The following is a 20,921-nucleotide window of genomic DNA, read 5'->3' as shown; positions in this document are numbered from 1 at the left end:
AAATCCCGGGGCCTCAGCCCCGCGCGTCCGGATGGGCGGGCTCCCCGTCCCCGCCGCCGGTGGGCTGGAAAGGCTTTCCGAAGAAGGGTGAGGTGATCAGGAAATCGGCCGTCGTCCGGTTGGTCGCCAGGGCGACGTTGTAGAGGGTGGACAGGCGCGTCAGCGCCTGGACGTCGGCGTCGTGCGGGTGGGGCGACAGGGCGTCGGTGAAGAACAGCAGGATGTCGAGGCCGCCGTCGGCGATCATGGCGCCGACCTGCTGGTCCCCGCCGAGCGGGCCGGACTTCAGGGCGGTTACCTGGAGCTCGGGGCATGCTTCCTTGATCCTGGACCCGGTCGTCCCGGTGGACCAGAACCGGTGGGCCTCAAGGGTCCCGGCATTGTGCCGGACCCAGGCGAGGAGTTCCTCCTTCATGGAGTCGTGGGCGACCAGGGCGATCCGTTTCGAGGCTTCCATCATATCTCCGGCTCAAGGGGACGGGGGGCGTCGGTTCCGCGAAGCCGTCAACCGTCCCGCCCCGGCGGTGTTGCGCGCCCTTGGCGATCACCGCCCCCGGATCCGTCCGGCCCCGCGGGAGGCTAGCCGACGATCTGCCAGGAACCGTCCTGCTGCTGGCACGCCCGTCCGGTACCCTGCTCGGGCCGGCCGTTGACGTAGATGGTCTGCTGGAACTCCCGGCAGTACTGGCCGGTCTGGGCGTTGCGGCCCTCCCGGATCGGCGTGATGGTGCCGTAGTTGCCGCTGTCCGGGTTCTCCCACTGGATCTGCTGGCCGACCGGAGCCCCGTAGGCCCGCTGCTCGGCCTGGGCGGCATAGTCGGTATCCTTGTCGCTGAGGGCGGCGACCGCGCGGTTGCCCAGGAAGGCGCCGAGGAGCGTACCGGCCGCCGTCGCCGCCAGCCGGCCCTTGCCGCCGCCGATCTGCGAGCCCAGAAGGCCGCCGGCCCCGGCGCCGCCCAGGGTCCCGAGGGTGGAGCTGTCGCACGCCGTGACCGAGACCAGGGACGCCGACAGGGCGGCTGCCAGGAAGATTTTTCGCATGATTGACCCCGAAGCTGTTTGTCGGGGCTTCAACAGCCGAACCGCCAATTGGAGTCGTCCGGTCGGCAGGATTCTCCGAAAGAGCGGCCTTCAGGCCGACTTTTCTGTCGTTCGCGGCACTTACCGGCCCCGGCGCAGCCCGGACCGCTGGAGGAAGGTGGCGGCTGCCGCCAGCAGGGCGCCCAGCCCCGACACGGCGTTCCAGCCGCCCAGGGTCCAGGACAGGGTGGCGGCGCCGGAACCGATCGCGCCGCCGAGGAACATCATGCCCATGAAGAGGGTGTTCAGCCGGGCGCGCGCTTCCGGCCGCAGCGCGTAGACGACGTGCTGGTTCGAGACGAGTGCCGCCTGCACCGCGAAATCCAGCAGGATCACGCCCACCACCAGGCCGGGGATCGAGGTCCAGAGGCCGAACAGCAGCCAGGAGGCCAGCGTCAGCACCGCTCCCAGCGCGATCATCCGGTGCGGGCCGCTCCTGTCCGCGATCCGCCCCGCGACCGGCGCGGCGAGGATCCCCACCGTTCCGACGATGCCGAACAGGCCGGCCATGTCGGCACCCAGGCCGAAGCGCGGCTGCTCCAGGCGCAGTGCCAGGACGGTCCAGAACACGGTGAACGCGGCGAACAGCAGGGCCTGTGTGACGGCGGCCCGGCGCAGCGCAGGGAATTCGCGCCACAGATGGAGCAGGGAGCGCATCAGCGCCGGGTAGCGCAGGCCGGCGTCCGGATGGCTGCGCGGCAGGCTGACGGCCATCACCGCGCCGGCGCCCAGCGCCAGCGGCACGCCGAGCCAGAACATCTCGCGCCAGCCGGCATGGGTCGCCACGAATCCCGCCACCGTGCGGCTGAGCAGGATGCCGGCGAGCAGTCCCGACATCACGGTGCCGAGGACCGCGCCGCGCCGCTCCGGGGCCGCAAGGTGCGCGGCGAAGGGCACGACCTGCTGCGCGACGGTCGCGGAGATGCCGACCAGCAGGGACGCGGCGATCACGAGGGCGGCGCCGTCCGCCAGCGCGATCATCGCCAGGGCCGCCGCCAGCATCAGGAACTGCGCCACGATCAGCCGGCGCCGCTCCATCAGGTCGCCCAGCGGCACCAGCAGGACGAGACCGGCGGCATATCCCAGCTGCGTCGCGGTCGGGATCATCCCGGTCAGCGGGCCGGGCAGGTCGCGCTCGATCAGGCCCAGCATGGGCTGATTGTAATAGATGTTGGCGACGGCCACGCCCGCGGCGGCGGCCATGGCGAAGGTCAGGCCACGGCCGAGCGGCGGCGTCGCCGCGGCGCGGGAGGGCATCGTGTCGGTCAGGTTCATGGGGGGATCCTCGTTCCGTGCGATGGATGCACCCTAATCCCCTTTCATGATCCGCATCAGTCGGGCAGGATGATGTGCCTGTGCTTCAGAAAGCGATGCAATGAACCCTCGCCCGATGGACCTTGCCGCCGTGGCCGTCCTGGTCGAAGCCGCGAACGCCGGAAGCCTGGCCGCCGCCGCGCGCCGGCTCGGCATCTCCCCGCTGATGGCGACGCGGCGGCTCGCGGCGCTGGAGGCGGAGGTCGGCGCGCGCCTGATGCACCGGACCACGCGCGCGCTGGCGCTGACCCCGGAGGGCGAAGGGCTGCTGCCTTTCGCGCAGGCGATGCTGGAGAACGAGGCCGCGGCGCGCGCCAGCGTTCGCCCTGCCGCGGCCGGCGCCTCGGGACTGCTGCGCCTGACCGCGTCGGCGGCTTTCGGGCGAAAGGTGGTGGCGCCGGTGATCGCGGGTTTCCTGAAGGCGAACCCGCAGGTCTCCGTGGACCTGCTGCTCACCGACGCCCTCGTCGACATGGTGGCCCAGGGCGTCGACCTCGCCATCCGCATAGCGCCGCTGAAGGACAGCAGCCTGATAGCGCGGCGCCTGGCCAACAACCCGCGCCACCTGTACGCGACGCCGTCCTACCTGGAGGAGCACGGCACGCCCGGCGCCGTTGCGGACCTCGTCCGGCACCAGTGCCTCGGTTTTTCCGGCGCCACGCACTGGCCGCTCGCCGGCGGGGCCCGGGGCAATCGTGTCCGGGTCCAGGCACGTTTCTCCGCGAATTCCATAGAAGGTCTGCGCGAGATCTGCCTCGCCGGCCTCGGCATCGCGATCCTGTCCGACTGGGACGTGCGGGAGGAGGTCGCCCGCGGCCAGATCGTCCCGCTCAGGCTCACCGATGGCGAGCCTGAGCCGCTGGCGATCTGGGCGGTTCATCCCTCTTCCAGGTTCGTGCCGCCCAAGGTCCGCCTGTTCACGGCGGCGCTCGCCGAAGCGCTCCGCCGGGCACCGTGAAACGGCAGGGGCGGCCCCCGCGGGAGGCCGGCACCCTCAAGCGGCCGAGCCCACCACCCTGCGCATCTGTTCGATGATGCTGCGCATCAGCCTCAGGATCTCCTGCTTGATCTCGTGGTCCGTGGCGAAGACGGCGGCCAGCCAGACCAAGCCCGTCATGACGGCGGCGGCGAGCAGCGGAATGACGGTGTTCCCCGGGCCGATCCCGCCCCAGAAATAGACCGCCGCCGGAGGGACGGAGGTGATGGCGGCGACCAGCGCGCTCTTGCGCACCGCCCGGGCGACCTGTCCTGCCCGGATGTTGATCACCTTTCCCAGGAACATGTACGACAGGATCAGGCCGGCCGTGGCGGAGATGATCGTCGTGCCGGCCACGGCCACGAGGCCGAAGGGAGCGGCGGCGATGACCAGAAGCACGGTCGGCGGATACAGGATGATCTGGTAGCGGAAAGCCGCCCTGGCGTGCCCGCAGGCTTCCATCGTCATGTTGTTCATGCTGTGCAGCAGCGCGATGCTGTAGGCGACGCAGAAGATCTGGGCCACCGGCACCGCGGCGTACCACTGGTCCCCGAACAGGATGTCGATGATCGGGAAAGCCATGAAGCCCATGAAGATGTAGCTCGGCCAGCCGATCGCCGTCAGGTAGCCGATCACCTGCAGGAAGGACTTCCCGACATCGCTTCCGTCGCGCGACTGGCGGGCGAACATTGCGCCCGCCACCGGCATGATGAAGGCCATGATGGCCTGCTGGAACAGCGTGATCAGGCTGCGCCCCTTGCCCAGCAGGGCCACGGCGCTGAGCCCCAGCATGCGGCCGATGACGATCTCGGTGCCGTTGGGACCGAAGGCCACGATGAAGTTCGAGCCGACGGAGTAGGCGCCGAACGAGATGATGCGCCGCGCATACCGCAGGCTCGGGCGTATCCCGATCAGGTCCCGACGGGCCGCCAGGCTGCCCGCCACGTTCACCACGGTGCTGACCAGGGTGCCCCACGCCATGCTCATGTACCCCGCTCCGAGCAGGGCGAAGAGGATCGTGGACACGGCGTAGGCGAAGCTCACCGCGACATTGATCTTCATGATGCTCACGAAGTGCATGTCGCGCTTCAGCAGCGGGATAGCCAGGCTGCCCAGCGGGATCAGCAGGAAATTGACCGCCAGGACCAGGGTAACGGACCTGACGCCCGGCTCGTTGAAGAAATCGGCCACCAGCCCGCTGGACAGGGCCAGCACGGCGGCGGCCGTCCAGCCGAACAGGAGCGCCAGCCCGTAGGCGCTCCGGAGGATCTCGGCATCGAGATTCCTCTCCTGGAGGAGGTAGGCCCCGATCCCGAAATCCCGCAGCGTATGCAGGAATCCTACGAACGCCATGCACACCGAGAAGATGCCGATCTCCTGCGGCGTGAGCAGGCGCGCCAGGATGATGATCGAGACGAAGGAGATGCCGGCGGCGCTGTAGCTGTTGAGGAACTGGATGAAGAGCGAACGGCGGACGGACATTCAGGTCATCCCCACGCTGTCCGCCCGGCGCGCATCGCCGGCCGGCATTTCCGCGGGAAACGCGGCACCCCGCGGGACGCCGCCGCGGAGCACGGACGCCAGTACCGCATCGACCCTGTCGATCGCGGCACCCCATCTGAACTTCTCCGCATGGGCGCTGATCCGGGCGGGGTCGAACGCGGATCGGGCCGCCTGGAAGCGCCTGATCCCCTGGGCGATGGACGCGGTGTCTGACCGCTCGATCAGGATCCCGGTCTCGCCGTCCCGCACGGCGTCGACGGCTCCGCCGCTCCGGCTGCACAGCACCGGGACCCCGCCCGCGATGGCCTCGATATAGACGATCCCGAACCCCTCGACATCGGTTTCCGAGGCCTGGCCCGCCAGGACGAAGAGGTCGGCTTCCCGGTACGCGGCGAGGAGTTCGGCCTCGCCCAACTTCCCGGTGAACCTCACGAGGCCGGCGATGCCGAGTTCGCCAGCCAGGGCCTCGAGGCGGGGCCTGTCGTTTCCGTCGCCGACCACCGTGTAGCGGACATCCATCCCGCGCCCGAGTTCGGCGACCGCGCGCAGGACGCCGTCGACGTTCTTGCGACGGTTATGGATGTCCAGCCTCGATACCGTCAGCAGCCTGAGCGTCCCGGCCGCGGCAGGCGTCCGGGTCTGGAAGAATTTGTCCTCCACCCCGGGATGGAGGATGACGGTCCGGTCGCCGTCGAGGCCGAACCTGCGGACGACCAGGTCCCTGGAATGCTCGCTGATCGGCAGTACGGCCGCGGCCCGGGAAAGCCCCCGGCCGAGGACCCGGCGGCGCCACGCCTGCCGGAGGGGATGGGCATACCGCCAGACATGGGTCTTTCCCTCCAGGAGATCGATCTGGCGCGGATAGTCGATCACCCAGGGCGTCAGGAAGTCGTTGCCGTTGCAGACCACCGCCATCGGCTTGGGCAAGCGCCCCGCCAGCGCACCGTATCCGGCATTCATCGCCAGCCAGACATCGACGTCGGCCGATGCCAGGGGCCGCAGGTCGTGCCTGATGTCGGCGGCGAGGACCGGCTCGGTGGCGAGGCCCGACGCCGGGGTACCCTGGTCCCTGCGCGTGTACACGACGAGGTCGTGGCGCCGGGACAGGCCCTGCGCCAGGTTGAACGCCATCACCTGCATGCCGCCGATCGCCGGCGGGAACTCGGTGGATATCATGCCGATCTTCATGTCATCTCCGGTCGGATCGGAGCGGGCTCCGGTCGAAGGCACGTCACCGCCGGCAGACCGCCATCAGGTCCAGCGCCCCGTCCAGGCCGTCCTCGCGGTAGAAGATGCTTCCGCGCGCCAGCCTCTCCTTGTCGGCCGAAGCCAGGGTGCCCTTGGCGGGACCGCTCCCGGCCGGAGCACCGTCGCGCCTGTTGCGGATATACTCGACGGCCCTCGCCGGCAGGACCGCCTTCACCGCGGCGGCGATCGCGTCGCGGATCGGCTCGTGAACCGGCTGGGCGGCGGTCGGGGCGGCGTGCTGTGCCTCGCGCGCCTGCTTCAGGGCCCGCTGGCAGCGATTGAACTCCGTCGCGTAGAGCTCCTCCGACGCATACAGGCCCCTGATCGTCACGTCGGCGAAGAAGGGCGCCACGGTTTCCTTCAGGTGTTCCGGCGTGAACTCCTGGACATGGAACCGGTTCCAGGGCCGCATCCCGGGGTCGAGCCTGATCCGGGCGTTCGGCGTCGTGAAGACCGCGAGGCCGCCCGGCTTCAGGACGCGGCGGATCTCGCGCAGGTAGGGCTCCATCTCGACGATGTGCTCGATCACCTGGAAGCTGGTGATCAGGTCGAAGCTGTCGGCCTCGAACGGCAGGTCCTGCCCGCTCACCTGCCTGTATTCGAGATTGTCGGCGCTGAAGCGCCTCCGCGCGTCGTCGAGCGCCTCGGCGGAGACGTCAACGCCGACGACCCGGTGGCCATGCCGGCTCAACTCGTAGGAGCCGTAACCGTTGTTGCAGCCCAGGTCGAGGACCCGGCCGGCAGCCACCAGCCTGGCGGCCTCCTTGTAGGCATGGCTGTGCATGAGGTGCAGGCAATACGCCTCCGCCGTCCTGAATTCGTCGAAAAACTCCATCGGATGCTGACTGGCGTGCAAATCGATATGATCGCGAGCGGAGATCTGTGCTTCCATTGCCTCGGCGTCCACCTGCAAGATTTTATCCACCGGAACCGGCTGGCCGGAATTAGGGTGGATTAGCCTAAAAACTATCCATAGAGGATGCTCGGACTCAACCTAATGAGGAGGTCCCGGGACCGCAAAGGGCGCAGCCGATTCCGGCCGGCCTGAAACGAGTTAACACCAGGACAAGGGGGCTTCCGGGAAGCCGGGCCTACTGGAGACGGCCTGTCCGGAGGCCGGTTCAGCCGTCTTTCACCATCACGCCGGCGGCGGCCCTGCGGCCTTCCCGAACCATTCCCCGGACCGAACCCCAACAAAGCCCCAAGTAAACAAGAAGTAAAATCCCGTTATTTGTTTCAATGTCACAGAATTGACCTGATGCCGCGCCGTTTTCGGCTTTGGGCACGATCCGTCCCCCCGTACACTCTAATGAGTTACCTCATTAGTTTGCGCGGATCGCTCCCATGCCTTACAGTGCCACGTCCATCTCCACCGCGGCGGCCAGCGTGGTCCCCTACGAGACGGCCAAGCCCACCGCCTTCCTGTGGGTCTCCCCGACCGGCAGCGATGCCGGGACCGGAACCGCGTCCTCCCCGCTCAAGACCATCCAGGCCGCCGTGTCCAAGGCGAAGCCCGGCACCGCCGTGATGGTCAGGGAAGGGGTCTATGCCGAGAACGTCAAGATCGGCGTCAGCGGCACCACCGACAAGCCGATCTGGATCGTCTCGGCCGACGGGCAGGGAAAGGCCGACATCAAGGCGGCCAACGCCGGCCTGCCCGCGATCTACGGCTACGGGCCGGACAACATCGTCATCAAGGGCTTCGAGCTGATCGGCGGCACCGAGGGCGTCAAGATCACCCAGGGCGGCAACACCCTGACGAACTTCGCCAACAACATCGTGATCGAGCAGAACATCGTCCACGGCCAGACCACGGACGGCATCAAGACGGCCCAGACCGTCAATTCGGCGGTCACCGGCAACACCGTCTACGGGGTGCGCGGCGAGGAAGGCATCGACGACGTCTACATGCGGAACGGCATTATCGCCCACAACAGGGTCTACGACATCGTCGGGCTCTCGGGCATCGTCGCCAAGGCCGGGTCGGAAAACGTCAGGATCCTGGACAACCATCTCTACCAGGTGCCCGACGGCATCCTGGTCGGCGGCTTCGCCGGCAACCAGGGCTCGACCTGGCCCGGCACGCTCCGCTACCAGGCCAAGGGCTTCACCGTCTCCGGCAACAAGGTGGATGCCGCCTCCAAGCACGCCGTCAACGCCTATGGCGCCATCGACAGCGTCATCAAGGGCAACTATCTGGCGTCCAGCGGTCCGGGCTCGGTGGTCAATGTCAGCACGGACAACCTGGGTTATGCCAGCAGGAACGTCCAGCTGATCGACAACATCGTTTCCAAATCCTCCTGGCTGTCGGCCAAGGCGGGCGCGGTCAGCGTCAATACCGGCAACAAGGTCGGCGGCACCTTCGACGGGTCCAAGGTCGGTCCGGAAGGACTGGTGATGTACGGCGCGGCCCAGCCCGCACCCGCCCCGTCCGGAATCCCGGTCGACAGCCGCACCTTCGACTGGAAGGCCGGGGCGGTCCCCACCGGGACCGTCACCGGCACCGCCTCGGCTGACAGGCTGACCGGCACCTCCGGCCATGACCGCATCGACGGCGGATCGGGAGCCGATACCATGACCGGCCTGGCGGGCGACGACCACTACGTCATCGGATCCAGGCTCGACGTGGTGGTCGAGAAGGCCGGCGAAGGCCGGGACACGGCCCAGGTCTACGCCACCGGCTACACCCTGGCCGCCAATGTCGAGAACCTGGTGATCTCGACATCGGCGGGTTCGGTGGTGGTCGACAACGGCCTGGACAACAGGCTGACCGGCGGCGCCGGTGCAGATACCTTCACCTTCGTGGCGAACCACGGCAACGACCTGATCGTCGGGTTCAAGCCGGGCACCGACCACATCAAGCTGGATGCCTCGATCGCCCCAGGCGACCTGAGGGTGGCCCAGACCCCTGCCGGCGACATGGTGCTCCAGCACGGGACCCAGTCGATCACCCTATTGGGAGTAGACCCGGACACCCCGACGGCCAGCCTGTTCTGATCGGCGTCCCGGATCCCGGAAGATCGTCGATCCAGGGTTCCGGAGGCCCTTCGGACATGCCATGGTGCTCCCGTATCGATCAGACGCAGGACCCTGGAGAGCCTTGATGAAGCTCGAAAAGCCCGAGCACCCGGAACCCGGCGACGCGGACGCCCGCCGGACGATCCGGCCCGTGATCTGCTACCCGGTGGACAGCCTGGTTCCGCCGGACCTGGAATCCTATCGCGCCGCGCGGGAAGGCTGGGAGAAGCTGTCCGAGACCGTCGTCCCGCCGCGCGACGCCCGATGCTTCGACGTTCCCGCGGGATGCTTCTTCCGCATCGTCAGCATCGAGGGCCCGCAGGTCGGGGATCTCAATCTCTGGTCTGCGGACGACCTTCAGGAACGCTTCTTCTCGGGCAAGACGCGGGCACTGCACGGCACGCATCTTTCGACCGGGGACCGGCTGTGGTCGTCCCTGCCCTACCTGCGGCCGATGGCGACGATCACGGAAGACACCCTCGACTGGTACGGCTTCGACGACTGGGGCGGATCGGTGCACGACGTGATCGGGACGCGGTGCGATCCCTACACCCATCGGCTGCTCGCCGGCGGGGATTATCACCACTGCTGCCACTCGAACCTGACGCGCGCCCTCGCCGGCCGGCTGGACCGCCCCCGCGAGAGCGTCGAGCCGGCCGTGCACGACGTGCTGAACGTCTTCATGTGCACGGGATTCACCCGCGATACCGGCCAGTACTTCATGAAGGCGAGCCCCGTGCGGCCGGGCGACTTCCTGGAGTTCTTCGCCGAGATCGACCTGCTCGGCGCCCTGTCCGCCTGCCCCGGCGGGGACTGCGGCGCCGAGCATTCGAGCGACGCGGCCGCGTGCCATCCCCTGCTCGTGGAGGTCTTCAGGCCGGCCGCGCCGCCGCGCGGCTGGACCTCCCCCGCGATCAGCGGATACGACCGGACCCACGGACCCGCTTCCCGGTAAACCGCTCCGGCACATCGTTACTCCACCGCTGGCGCGCCGCCCGCGCGAGGCGCCGCCGAATACGGGCACCAGCCATCGCCGAACGGGGCGCGGTTCAGATGAAGATCATCCAGTCATCCTGCACGTCGCCGGCCGCTATCCCCTGAAGGGTGAGGCTGTCGCCGCCGTGGCTCAACACGGCATTTCCATCGACCTCGTCCAGATCCAACCCCTCCAAGTCCGTTACCCCGGCGTCGCGGAAGAAGACACGGTCACCCTGTGCGAAGTCACTTATCACATCGTCGCCCCAATCGTTTCGCAGAACGAATCCGTCGTTGCCACTCCCGCCGCTCAGCCGATCATTCCCCGCGTCTCCGGAAATCCAATCGCCTCCGGCCCCGCCCCGCATGACGTCGGCGCCCGCACCGCCGTAGAGAAGGTCGCATCCGCCGGCTCCGTCCAGCTCGTCATCGCCGGCGTCTCCGTGCAAGTTATCGGCGCCACCGGAGTTTTCCGGTTCGCTCCGGTAGAGATAGGTGACCCCGGTGGCGCCGGAAGTCGGCCCTTGCTGAGTGTTGGTCGCGGACGTCACCACGGCGTCTCCAACCGCCGCGACATCGTCGCCAAAGTAGTTTCCGCCCCTGGGATCGGTTTCGGTGAGGATCTCGAGCAGATCGTCGCCTTCGGCGTCGAAGACGAAGACCGAGCCCGCCCCCGACAAGGCGGCGATGCTGCTTTGAATATCGCCGATCACGATGCGGTCTTCGGTGATCGCGACGGATGAGCCGAAATTGCCCGGCAGGATCGGGACGTATCCGGGGTCTGGCGCCGGGTGGTCGATCGTGCGGAGCAGATCGCCGGATCCCGCATTGAACAGGTAGGCTCGACCGGTGCCGCCCTCGTTTGGTGAACCGGCCGCCACGCGGTTTCCCGAGATGGCGACATCATAGGCGAAGTAATCCTGGTCGGTGGGGATGGTGAGCGTCTGCCGGAGGGCGCCGGTTTCGGCATCGTACACGTGCACCGCGCCCGAATAACCCAGTTCCCAGGCGTGCAGGTAATTCACTCCGACCGCGATGAGTCCGTCGTCCGCGGCAAGCGAGATGCTGTCGACCTGAAGATCGTCACTTCCCGGGATATCAAGGCTGGTCCGGTAGGCTCCCGTTTCCGGATCGAAAACATGGACGTCGAAGCGGATCGCGTCGGTCTCGGCCACGGCGATCGCCTGCGAACCGACAGCGGTCTCTTGCCCGAAACGACCGCTGTCGGATGGCTCGGGGCTTTCGAGCGTGGCTATGAACCGCCCGGACGCATCATGGAGGTAAGCCTGTCCGGCGTCGTTGCCATCGATATCGGCCCCGGGCTCACCGACCAGGATCCGGTCCGTTCCTGCTGCCAACGTGGTCCGGTAATCGAAGGGGCCGGCACCGGGAGGCGGTTGTATCGACCCGAGCAGCGCTCCCGTGCTGACGTCATGGAGGGTGATTTCAGAAGCACCGGGCGGGAGCACGGCAAGCGTCTCTCCGGCGATGGCGAAGGCCTGCCCGAAGACGTCTGTGTTCGGATCGGGCGGGGGTCCGGCAAACCTCTCCACCAACTCCAGGCTTGGGGCACCCTCGCCGAACAAGCGGTCATCGCCATCGCCCGCGATCAGCCTGTCGCTTCCTCTGCGGCCGAACAGGGTATCGCTGCCGGGCCCTCCGTTAAGACGGTCGTCGCCTCCGCCGCCGTCCGCATGGTCGTCACCCTGGCTTCCGATCAGCCGATCGCCGCCTTGACCGCCGAGCAGGATATCGTCCCCTTCCCGTCCGACCGCCATGTCCGACCCGGCTCCGCCATTGGCGATGTCGGCTTCGGAGCCTCCGGAAAGATAATCGTCGTTGCCCTGCCCCAGCAGCAGATCCCTGCCTGCCCCGCCCCACAGCCCGTCGTTCCCCGCCAAGCCCCCGATCATGTCCTGGCCGGACAGTCCGTGGATGCGGTCCGGCCCGGGCGTACCGGTCAGCTTGTCGTCGCCGGCTGTTCCCGCGATCTCGGTGAAAGCAGTAAACCCGGTCATGAATCCACCCTTGGTGCGCTTTCCTGACCTCCAGCCTAGCTCGATGCAAGAAGCGCTTCGTCATCTCAGCGGGTCATACCCGCCCGCCAGAGGGAAATTCGCTGGTCACGACACGGGGATCACTATCCGGCATACCGGACTGAAAGCTTGATGGCGTCCGGGCGAAGGGATTGATTTGGGCGTCGTTACTTTCAGGGCGCAGGTGCGTTGACCGCCATAAACCGCCCGCCGGGCGGTCCATGGCGGCCGGCTCGGGTCAGCGCCAGTCCAGCGTGCCGTCGACCCGCTGCTTGCCGATCAGGACATTCTCGAAACGCAGCCCTTCGACATTTTCCACCACCAGCGGCTTCTCCGCCGCCGCGATGGTCACGTTCTTCAGCAGGACGTCGCGCAGCGGGGCGGCTTCCGGACCGTGAGCGTCGAACACCGTGCCGACCTTCTCCACCGTGAAGTTCTCGAAGACGATGTCACGGTAGACCGGCGGGAAGTTGCCGCCCAGCTCCCCCGGATAGTTCAGCTGGAACCAGAACAGGGTGTCGAAGGATTCGACCGCCATGTTCCGCACCCGGATATGCTCGACGACGCCCCCGCGGTCCAGGTTTCCCTTGAAGCGGATGGCCGATGCGCCCTTGCGCAGCACGTTGTCGTCGAAGAACACGTGACGGATGTCCCCGGACATTTCGCTGCCCAGCGCGATGCCGTCCTCCCCGCCGAGGTCGTTGTTGCGGACCACCACGTACTCGCTGGGCCTGCCGATCTGCCGCCCGTCCAGGTCGCGGCCGGACTTGACGACGACGGAGTCGTCCCCGGTCCGGAAGACGTTCTTCTCGATCAGCACGTAGGTGCTGGAGTCGACGTCGATGCCGTCGTTGTTCGCCATGTGGCTGTCCACGTTCAGGCCGCGGACGATGGCATGGTCGGTATAGACCAGGTGGTTGACCCAGAACGGGGAGTTCTTCAGCGTGTAGTCCTCGAGAAGGACCCTCTTGGCCCCGAAGAACTGGATCATGCTGGGGCGGAGGAAATGGCCCCCGCCGAAGCGGCGCTGCTCCACGGGAACGCCGGAGATGCCCATCTGGCGAAGCGCCAGCTGGTCAGGCTTCTCCTTGGCCTTCCAGCCGTGGAACTCGCTGGCGGCGTTGCCGTCGATGGTGCCCTTGCCCGTGATGGCCACGTCCTCGACATCGCGGGCGTAGATCAGGGGCGAGTAGCCCATGAGCTCGGTCCCTTCCCACCGGGTCTTGACCTCCGGCAGGTAGTTCGCGGCGTCCGGGCCGAACAGAAGCGTGGCGCCCTCGGCGAGGTGAAGGTCGATCCGACTCTTCAGGTGGATCGGCCCCTTGGAAAGCCAGACGCCCTTCGGCAGGACCACGCGGCCGCCGCCTTCCCGGGAAGCCTGCTCGATGGCGGCGAGGATCGCGGGACGCGCATCCTGCTTGCCGTCCCCCGACGCGCCGAACGCGGTCACGGCATAGTCGCGGTCGGGAATGGACGGGGGCCGGATCTTGCCCACGATCTCCCCGGCCATGGTCCAGTCCGCAGGTGTGGATTGCGCGGATGCTTCCGCGGCACCGGCCGGACCGGAGCCGGCTCCAAGCGCAACCGCGACGCCGAACGTCAATGCCGTCGCGGCGGTGCGGAACAGAGTCGATGTCATGGTTCGTGTACCCTCGTGACTACTCTCGGCCCTGAAGGGCCGAGCTTCCGCGCCTCACAACGCAGCGTTCCTGTTTCCGTCCGGCAGCCCGGCTCGATCCACAGGCCGACACCCGAAGTCCTCGGGCCTTGATAACCTTTGACGCATTGAAATCGGCGTTTTCGTGGTGACCGCAAGCGACACACAGAAACTCCGCCTGGGAACGCCGATTGTCGGCATGGATGCAGCCGCAGACGCTGCATTCCCGGCTGGTGTTCGGCGCCGGCGTGGTCCTGAGTTCTCCGCCGTACCACGCGGCCTTGTACTCCAGCATCAGCCTGATCTGATGGGGCGCCACGTCCAGTATCGACCTGTTCAGCCCTGACTTGGCCCTGACGTTACTCCCCGGCTGCTCGATCGTTCCGGCCGCACTCGCCGTCATGTTCCGCACCTTCAGGTCTTCGACGACAATGACGCCGTGGTTCTTGGCTATCGCTGTCGTCGCCTTGTGCGCGGCATCCTTCCGCCGCCGCGCGAGACGGGCCTGGAACCGGGCGACGGCAAGACGCGCCCTGGCCTGATTTCTCGACCCCTTCGTCTTCCTGGCGACCTTGCGCTGAAGCGTCGCCAGCTTATGCCTTTCCCTGTCCGTGGTTCGCGGAAGCTGGATCACCTGCCCCGTGGACAGCACCATCGGCTTCGCGACGCCCATGTCTACCCCGACCGCCGGCCCCAGGTTCGCCATCGGCTCCGGCATCTCGATCTCGCACTGGATGGAGACATACCAGCAGTCGGCTTCACGACTGACCGTCGCAGTCTTCATCCGGCCTTCCATCGGACGATGCCGGACCCAGGCGACCCATCCAGCCTTGGGCAGGAAGATGCGATCCGCCTCCGGTTTGAACTGCTTGGGATCGGGATACCGGAAACTATCGCGATCTCCCCGCCTGCGAAACTGCGGACAACCGGCGCGGCCTTCGAAGAAGTTCTTGAAAGCCTTGTCGAGATCGATGATGGCCTGCTGCAACGGATGGTTCGGCACCTCCCGCAGCCAGGGCGCCTCGGCCTTCAGCGCCGGCAGTTCAGCGATCTGGGCGTAAGCGGTCAATCTTCTCGGATGGCTGCGGTGATACTCCAGTTTCCGCTGCTCGAGACACAGGTTGTAGACAAACCGGCACGCCCCCGCTGTCTGCCTGAACAGGGCCTCCTGCTCGACGGTCGGATACACGCGATAGCGGTATGCCTTGAGCCTGATCATGGCATGAGAGTATTCGGTCTCTCATTCGGAGGCAAGCTCATGAGTATTGAATATCGCGGAGGTCGTAGCGTCGTGTGTTCGCTGCATGTTCATTTGGTCTTCGTCACGAAGTATCGTCGCGGCGTTCTCAGCGACCGCGCCCACGAAGTGCTGCGCGACGTCTTCCTGGGTGTCTGTGCCGAGTTCGGCGCGCGGCTGAAGGAGGCGAACGGCGAGGACGACCACGTCCACCTGCTGATCGAGTACCCACCCACGGTTCAGCTTTCCAAACTGGTCAACAGCCTCAAGGGTGCATCGAGCCGCCTGCTGCGTCAGCACGACTTCCCTGAAGTGGCGCAAAGGCTCTGGGGTGGACATCTCTGGAGCCCATCCTACTTCGCGGCATCCTGCGGCGGCGCGCCGTTGGAGATCGTCAAGCAGTACATCGAGCAACAGCGCCAGTAGGACTTCGGCGCGGACGCGCCAAGGGCGCCTATCCCGGCCCTGAAGATGCCGGGTTTGCGGCACCAAGTAGTGGGATCAATCCGGATGGGACTTGGGACAGGCCGGGCGCAGGGGGACTCACGATCCGTTTCAAGGCGTTTCCTCCTGGGCCAATGCCCGGGGCGCCGGAGCCGGGACGGCATCGGGCCCTGCTGGGTCGTATAGTTGTCTGACTTATTCGGTTATGCCTGACATTTCGTCAAGCCTGATTCCCTCTGTCTTACCAATGGGCAGGCGGCCACCGATCTTTCGAACAAGCCGGTCCCGACGTCATGAGATGAGCGCCCGCAGTCCCGCAAGGGCACGGGTCCCCGCAGGCTTTCCGGGGCCACCCCGGAACGGACCCTGGTCAGCGGACCGGATTTGTCAGACCGGAAGCGCATTGCCCCGGCGCCGGACCCATGCCATGTTGAGACAAATTGGTTCAGTGGTTTCGGGAGGCGGGTTCTCCTGCGGGAGGAGCGGGACCTGCGGAACGCGGACCTGACCATGCCAGTGGAAGCGCGTTGCAGGAATTGTCACATGGCCCCGATCGACCGCGCGCTTAATCTCCGTGACGGCACCGTCGGCGCGAAGCCCGCGCCGGGGGGAAATCGGGCGAACCTGCGCGACAGGATCTATACGCAGATCATCGATTCGATCGTCCAGGGCGCTTTTCCGGAGAACGGCAGGCTGCCGACCGAAATCGAGCTGGGGGAGCGCTTCGGCGCCTCGCGCCCGACCGTGCGCGAAGCGCTCTCGAGGCTGCGCTCCGACGGCATCATCGCGTCGCGCCGCGGTTCCGGGAGCTACGTCGTCCGCAAGCCGGATGCCGCCCTGCTTCGGCTGGCCCCCATCGAAAGCATCGCCGACATCCAGCGTTGCTTCACGTTCCGCGAATGGGTCGAGGCCGGAGCCGCGGGACTCGCCGCCGAGATGCGCACCCGGCGCGACCTCGACGCGATCGAAGCGGCTTACGGGAACATCGAGAAAGTGCTGGAAGGCGATGCTCTCGGCGTCGAGGAGGACCTGGGTTTCCACGCTGCCATCGCGACGGCATCCCACAACCGGTTCTTCGTCTCGGCCATCGAATCCATCGTCGAGCCGATCCGCCAATGCATGCAGCTGTCGCGCAGCCTCTCGCTCATGAAAAGCCGGGTGCGGCGGGAGAAGGTGCAGTCCGAGCACCGGGCGATCCTGGCCGCGATCGAGAGCGGTTCGCCCGAACAGGCTTCGGAAGCCATGCGCCTGCACATCTCCAATGCCCGGAAGCGGATGTTCGACGGCACGTGAGGCGGCTTCGATCGATACAAAGGTGCCGCATCCAGGCCTATCCGGAACAATAGCCGGGACCGCATGTAATCATGGGTCGAGCGGGGGCGCTCCCGGCCCGTCACTCTTGAAATACACCTGATTTCCGGACAGCAGTCACGTGGCCTCTGTTTCGGAACCAACAGCCGAATTCTGTGTTGAATCAATCAGTTCCTGAACCTTCAGGAAGTTCAGGGAACACGGCGCCGATTCTACTTTTCACGACGATAGGGTCGGCCAGACCAAGTTCAGGAGGAATTCACCATGTTGAAGCGTTTCGCCATCTTGACCGTCGCCGCCGCGCTAACCATGCCGGCCGCCGCCATCGCCCAGACGGCGGCTCCGAACACCAATCCCGGCGGTCTCGTCGAGCTCGACGATGACCGGACGGACGTCAACTGGCAGGGCCGCTCGATCGATGAGCTGGAGGACATGGACCTCTACAACACCGGCGGCGACAAGATCGGCGAAGTCGAGGAGGTCCTTGGCGATGCCAGCGGCCGGATCACCGCCGTCGCCGTGGAATTCGGCGGCACGCTGGGCATCGGCGACAAGCAGGTCGTCGTGCCGTTGGACCGGCTCCAGCTGGGCCAGGACGGGCGCCTGGTCACCGACATGGTCGAGGAGGACCTTGCCCAATTGCAGGAATGGGAAGACTGACCGGGCCGCAGCCGGCCGGGCCACCAGCTCCGGCCGGCCTCGACCTCAGCCCAGCCTCGACTTCAGCCAGCCGGCCATCTCCCGCAGGCACTCGTTGCCCTGGGGAATGACGCGGGTGAGCGAGATGAAGGCGTGGATCTGCCCGGTGTACTCGCGGTAGGCGACCGGCACGCCTGACGCCTCGAGCCGGTCGGCATAGCGTCGTCCGTCGTCGAGCAGCGGGTCGAAGCCGGCGGTGACGATCATCGCGGGGGGCTGGCCGCGCAGGTCCTCCGCCCACAGGGGGGAGACGCGGATGTCGGCCGCCTGCTCCGGGGAGGACAGATAGAGTTCGGTGTACCAGCGGACCCGGATCCTGGGCAGGATATAGGCATCCGCCAGTTCCCGGTGCGACGGCAGCTGCCAGCCCAGGTCCAGCGAGGGATAGATCAGCAGCTGGGCGGCGGGTCCGGGCTCGCCGCCGGCCGCCAGGATCTGGCAGACCGCCGCAGCGAGATTGCCGCCCGCGGAATCGCCGCCGACCGCCAGCCGCGCGGGATCGGCGCCGAGCGTGGCCGCGTTGGCGGCAAGCCAGCGCCACGCCGCCAGGCAGTCCTCCAGCCCGGCGGGAAACTTGTGCTCGGGCGCCAGCCGGTAGTCGACGGCGAGCACCAGGCATCCTGACCAGGCGGCGAGCTTGCCGCAGGCGCCGTGATGGGTCTCCAGGTCCCCCTGGATCCATCCTCCGCCATGGAAATACAGCAGCAGGGGCCGGGCTCCCGTGCCCTCGGGCGCGTAGAGCCGCAACGGGACCTGTCCTATCGGGCCGGGGCAGGCCAGGTCGGAAACCTTGATCGAGGCCGGCGGCGGCTCGTCGAGCAGTTCGACCATCTTCCGGAACTGGCCGCGCGATTCCTGCGGCGTCGGCAGGCTGTCGGGGGAGCGCAGCTGCTTGATCACCTCGCCGACCACCTGCGCCTTGGGATCCATCACCCGGTCGCCGCGCCGGATCCGGTACCCGTCCAGCAGCCGTTCCGCGTCCGCCTCGGCCAGATGAAGATGCTCGGCCGTCAGCCGGAGCTCCGGAAGCTTGTCTGTCACGGCGTTCCTCTTTCCTGATTAATGCGTCGCCTAAGGATCACGGGTTCGGAGCGCTTGCGCAATACCGGGCGAAGCCGGCGGGGTCCGGATCAATGGCTCTCGCGCGGGACGTCGTGGCCCCGGCAGCCGACCAGGAAATCCAGGTCGGCGCCCCGGTCGGCCTGCAGGACATGTTCCACGTAGAGGCTCTGGTAGCCGCCCCGCATCGACGGTTCGGGCGGCGACCAGGCGGCGGCGCGGCGTGCCAGTTCCTCATCCGGCACATCCAGGTGAAGGCGCCGCGCTTCCACGTCCAGCTCGATGAAATCGCCCGTCCGCACCAGCGCGAGCGTACCGCCGACCGCAGCCTCGGGTGCGCAGTGGAGGACGACGGTGCCATAGGCAGTGCCCGACATGCGGGCGTCGGAGAGGCGCACCATGTCCCGCACGCCGCGTTCCAGCAGCTTCTTCGGCAGCGCCATGTTCCCCACCTCGGCCATTCCCGGATAACCCTTCGGGCCGCAGTTCTTCAGCACCATCACGCAGGTCTCGTCGATCTCCAGGGAGGGGTCATCGACCGTCGCCTTGTAATGCTCGATGCTCTCGAAGACGACGGCCCGGCCGCGATGGCGCATCAGTTCGGGCGACGCGGCCGACGGCTTCAGGATCGCGCCTGCGGCCGCCAGGTTGCCGCGCAGCACGGCGATGCCTCCGTCCCGCACCAGGGCCCGGTCGCGGGGCAGGATCACGTCGGGATCGAAATTCTCGGCGGAGCGGATGTTGTCGCCCAGGGTCCCTCCCGTCACGGTCGGCACGTCCAGGTCCAGCAGGTCCGACAGTTCCTTCATCACCGCCGGTATCCCGCCGGCATAGCAGAAATCCTCCATCAGGTAGCGCCCCGACGGCATCAGGTTGACGATCGTCGGCACATTCCGCCCGGCTGCATCCCAGTCGTCGAGCGTCAGGTCGACCCCGACGCGTCCGGCGATCGCCAGCAGGTGGACGACCGCGTTGGTCGAACCACCGATCGCGCCGTTCATCCGGATCGCATTGAGAAAGGCCCTGCGGGTCAGGACCTTGGACAGGCGCAGGTCCTCGCCGACCATCCCGACGATGCGCCGGCCGGTCAGGCGGGCAAGCCGCGCGCGGTGCGCATCCACCGCCGGATAGGCGGCGTTGCCGGGCAGGGTCAGCCCCAGGGATTCGGCCATGGAGGCCATGGTCGATGCCGTCCCCATGGTCATGCAGTGGCCGGGCGAGCGCGACATGGCGCTTTCCGCCGCCATGAAATGCTCGCGCGGCATGCGGCCCGCCCGGACATCCTCGGAGAACCTCCAGACATCGGTACCCGACCCGATGTCAGCCCCGCGGAACTTGCCGTTCAGCATCGGCCCGCCGGAAATGACGATCGACGGCAGGTCGCAGCTCGCCGCTCCCATCAGAAGCGACGGCGTGGTCTTGTCGCAGCCGGCCATCAGGACCACCCCGTCCATCGGGTTTCCGCGGATCGCCTCCTCGACATCCATCGAGGCGAGATTGCGGAACAGCATGGCCGTCGGCCTGAGGTTGGACTCGCCGCAGGAGAAGACCGGAAACTCCAGCGGAAGGCCGCCCGCCTCCAGCACGCCCAGCTTCACCTGCTCCGCCAGGCCGCGGAAATGCGCGTTGCACGGCGTGAACTCGGAGAAGGTGTTGCAGATGCCGATCACCGGGCGGCCATCGAAGGCATCGTCCGGCAGTCCGCTGTTCTTCATCCAGCTCCGATGGATGAAGCTGTCCTTGCTGTCGCCGCCGAACCAGGCCTGTGACCGCAGCGGCCTGGGGAACTTCTGCGCCATGGGTGCATCCTTTCTCTCGCTGCCGTCCGGGACCAGCCTAACGCGTAATCCAGGCCCGGTCATCAGACGGCATGGCCGCGCGGATCGGGGAATGCACCCGTGGCCGACGGCTGGGCGGTCAGGCGGTCTGCTTCTCTTCTTCCCGCACCAGGCGTTCGAGCGTCCCGAAGATCTGGTCCGCCTTCAGGTGGATCGGGTTGAAGCCGCTCGTCACGGAGACGTCGCCGAACAGCTGCTGATCGGACCGGTCGGCGCCGACGAAGGACATCGACCAGTTGGGGAAGGAACGGGCAGCCACGGGGCATATTCAAGCACCAGGACCTCGCTGTGGCGCTCATCCCACTGGATGCGCTCGAAGGTCTCGGTGACCGCCGGCGTGGGGCCTTCCAGCACCTGGGCGAAGCACCCGCTGTTGAACAGCAGGGCGCCGGTCACGCCGGCCCGGGCGTTGTTGCTGCGGGAGCTTGCCAGGATCTGCTGGACGCCCGCGACGATCTCGTCTTCGGTCCCGGGCATGGCGTTGCGGCTGAAATAGACGAGGCGGTGGATCTGTTCGGACATGGTT

General features: G+C 67.1%; 18 protein-coding genes. 6 read left to right on the top strand and 12 right to left on the bottom strand.

What is annotated here, in order from left to right:
• Positions 1 to 13: 13 nt before the first annotated feature.
• The 3 genes from JL101_RS32950 to JL101_RS32940 form a co-directional block, all read right to left on the bottom strand.
• The gene (locus JL101_RS32950) at positions 14 to 460 is read right to left on the bottom strand and encodes a methylglyoxal synthase (RefSeq protein WP_228435606.1); all 447 of its coding nucleotides are present in this window, start codon (positions 458 to 460) and stop codon (positions 14 to 16) included.
• Positions 461 to 579: 119 nt separating this feature from the next.
• A complete protein-coding gene (locus tag JL101_RS32945) occupies positions 580 to 1,041 on the bottom strand; it encodes an RT0821/Lpp0805 family surface protein (protein WP_203100660.1) in 462 nt (153 codons plus the stop codon).
• Positions 1,042 to 1,161: 120 nt separating this feature from the next.
• Entirely contained in the window at positions 1,162 to 2,355 is a 1,194-nt protein-coding gene (locus JL101_RS32940) for an MFS transporter (protein ID WP_203100658.1), read from the bottom strand.
• Positions 2,356 to 2,470: 115 nt separating this feature from the next.
• On the opposite strand from JL101_RS32940, the gene JL101_RS32935 reads away from it, so the two are divergent.
• Positions 2,471 to 3,352: a LysR family transcriptional regulator gene (locus tag JL101_RS32935; protein WP_203100817.1), complete on the top strand. Its 882-nt coding sequence runs from the start codon at positions 2,471 to 2,473 to the stop codon at positions 3,350 to 3,352.
• A 36-nt stretch (positions 3,353 to 3,388) separates the two neighbouring features.
• On the opposite strand, the gene JL101_RS32930 is transcribed toward JL101_RS32935, so the two are convergent.
• The 3 genes from JL101_RS32930 to JL101_RS32920 are packed head-to-tail and all read right to left on the bottom strand — an operon-like array spanning position 3,389 to position 6,956.
• Entirely contained in the window at positions 3,389 to 4,852 is a 1,464-nt protein-coding gene (locus JL101_RS32930) for a lipopolysaccharide biosynthesis protein (protein WP_203100656.1), read from the bottom strand.
• Positions 4,853 to 6,061 (bottom strand): glycosyltransferase family 4 protein, encoded by a 1,209-nt coding sequence (locus tag JL101_RS32925; protein ID WP_203100654.1) that lies wholly within the window; start codon positions 6,059 to 6,061, stop codon positions 4,853 to 4,855.
• 43 nt (positions 6,062 to 6,104) lie between these two features.
• On the bottom strand, positions 6,105 to 6,956 hold the full coding sequence (locus JL101_RS32920; RefSeq protein ID WP_203100652.1) for a class I SAM-dependent methyltransferase: 852 nt from the start codon (positions 6,954 to 6,956) through the stop codon (positions 6,105 to 6,107).
• Positions 6,957 to 7,465: 509 nt separating this feature from the next.
• On the opposite strand from JL101_RS32920, the gene JL101_RS32915 reads away from it, so the two are divergent.
• The gene (locus JL101_RS32915) at positions 7,466 to 9,118 is read left to right on the top strand and encodes a right-handed parallel beta-helix repeat-containing protein (protein ID WP_203100650.1); all 1,653 of its coding nucleotides are present in this window, start codon (positions 7,466 to 7,468) and stop codon (positions 9,116 to 9,118) included.
• Positions 9,119 to 9,224: 106 nt separating this feature from the next.
• The gene (locus tag JL101_RS32910; protein WP_203100648.1) at positions 9,225 to 10,094 is read left to right on the top strand and encodes an urea carboxylase-associated family protein; all 870 of its coding nucleotides are present in this window, start codon (positions 9,225 to 9,227) and stop codon (positions 10,092 to 10,094) included.
• Between the two features lie 94 nt (positions 10,095 to 10,188).
• On the opposite strand, the gene JL101_RS32905 is transcribed toward JL101_RS32910, so the two are convergent.
• From JL101_RS32905 to JL101_RS32895, 3 genes are all read right to left on the bottom strand, one after another.
• Positions 10,189 to 12,132, bottom strand: coding sequence for a hypothetical protein (locus JL101_RS32905; RefSeq protein WP_203100646.1), 1,944 nt, complete (start codon positions 12,130 to 12,132; stop codon positions 10,189 to 10,191).
• A gap of 256 nt (positions 12,133 to 12,388) precedes the next feature.
• Positions 12,389 to 13,789: a glycoside hydrolase family 28 protein gene (locus JL101_RS32900; RefSeq protein ID WP_203100644.1), complete on the bottom strand. Its 1,401-nt coding sequence runs from the start codon at positions 13,787 to 13,789 to the stop codon at positions 12,389 to 12,391.
• A 19-nt stretch (positions 13,790 to 13,808) separates the two neighbouring features.
• On the bottom strand, positions 13,809 to 15,026 hold the full coding sequence (locus JL101_RS32895; RefSeq protein WP_228435605.1) for an RNA-guided endonuclease InsQ/TnpB family protein: 1,218 nt from the start codon (positions 15,024 to 15,026) through the stop codon (positions 13,809 to 13,811).
• 39 nt (positions 15,027 to 15,065) lie between these two features.
• On the opposite strand from JL101_RS32895, the gene tnpA reads away from it, so the two are divergent.
• From tnpA to JL101_RS32880, 3 genes are all read left to right on the top strand, one after another.
• Positions 15,066 to 15,470: an IS200/IS605 family transposase gene (gene tnpA / locus JL101_RS32890; RefSeq protein WP_228435604.1), complete on the top strand. Its 405-nt coding sequence runs from the start codon at positions 15,066 to 15,068 to the stop codon at positions 15,468 to 15,470.
• Between the two features lie 561 nt (positions 15,471 to 16,031).
• Positions 16,032 to 16,781 carry a FadR/GntR family transcriptional regulator gene (locus JL101_RS32885; RefSeq protein WP_203104472.1) on the top strand — a complete coding sequence of 250 codons (750 nt, stop codon included), beginning with the start codon at positions 16,032 to 16,034 and terminating at the stop codon, positions 16,779 to 16,781.
• Between the two features lie 282 nt (positions 16,782 to 17,063).
• The gene (locus JL101_RS32880; protein WP_203104470.1) at positions 17,064 to 17,459 is read left to right on the top strand and encodes a PRC-barrel domain-containing protein; all 396 of its coding nucleotides are present in this window, start codon (positions 17,064 to 17,066) and stop codon (positions 17,457 to 17,459) included.
• Positions 17,460 to 17,504: 45 nt separating this feature from the next.
• On the opposite strand, the gene JL101_RS32875 is transcribed toward JL101_RS32880, so the two are convergent.
• The 3 genes from JL101_RS32875 to JL101_RS32865 all read right to left on the bottom strand — a co-directional run bounded on the left by JL101_RS32875 (position 17,505) and on the right by JL101_RS32865 (position 20,917).
• Positions 17,505 to 18,539 (bottom strand): alpha/beta hydrolase, encoded by a 1,035-nt coding sequence (locus JL101_RS32875; protein ID WP_203104468.1) that lies wholly within the window; start codon positions 18,537 to 18,539, stop codon positions 17,505 to 17,507.
• An 89-nt stretch (positions 18,540 to 18,628) separates the two neighbouring features.
• Positions 18,629 to 20,356, bottom strand: a complete 1,728-nt coding sequence (locus tag JL101_RS32870; protein ID WP_203104466.1) for an IlvD/Edd family dehydratase — start codon at positions 20,354 to 20,356, stop codon at positions 18,629 to 18,631.
• A 210-nt stretch (positions 20,357 to 20,566) separates the two neighbouring features.
• Positions 20,567 to 20,917, bottom strand: a complete 351-nt coding sequence (locus tag JL101_RS32865) for a BLUF domain-containing protein (RefSeq protein ID WP_203104463.1) — start codon at positions 20,915 to 20,917, stop codon at positions 20,567 to 20,569.
• Positions 20,918 to 20,921 lie beyond the last annotated feature (4 nt).

The sequence above is a fragment of the Skermanella rosea genome, from assembly GCF_016806835.2.
Classification (GTDB): Bacteria; Pseudomonadota; Alphaproteobacteria; order Azospirillales; family Azospirillaceae; genus Skermanella; species Skermanella rosea.
The sequence above is the reverse complement of the archived record's forward strand: the minus strand, read 5'-3'. Positions and strand labels throughout refer to the sequence as shown.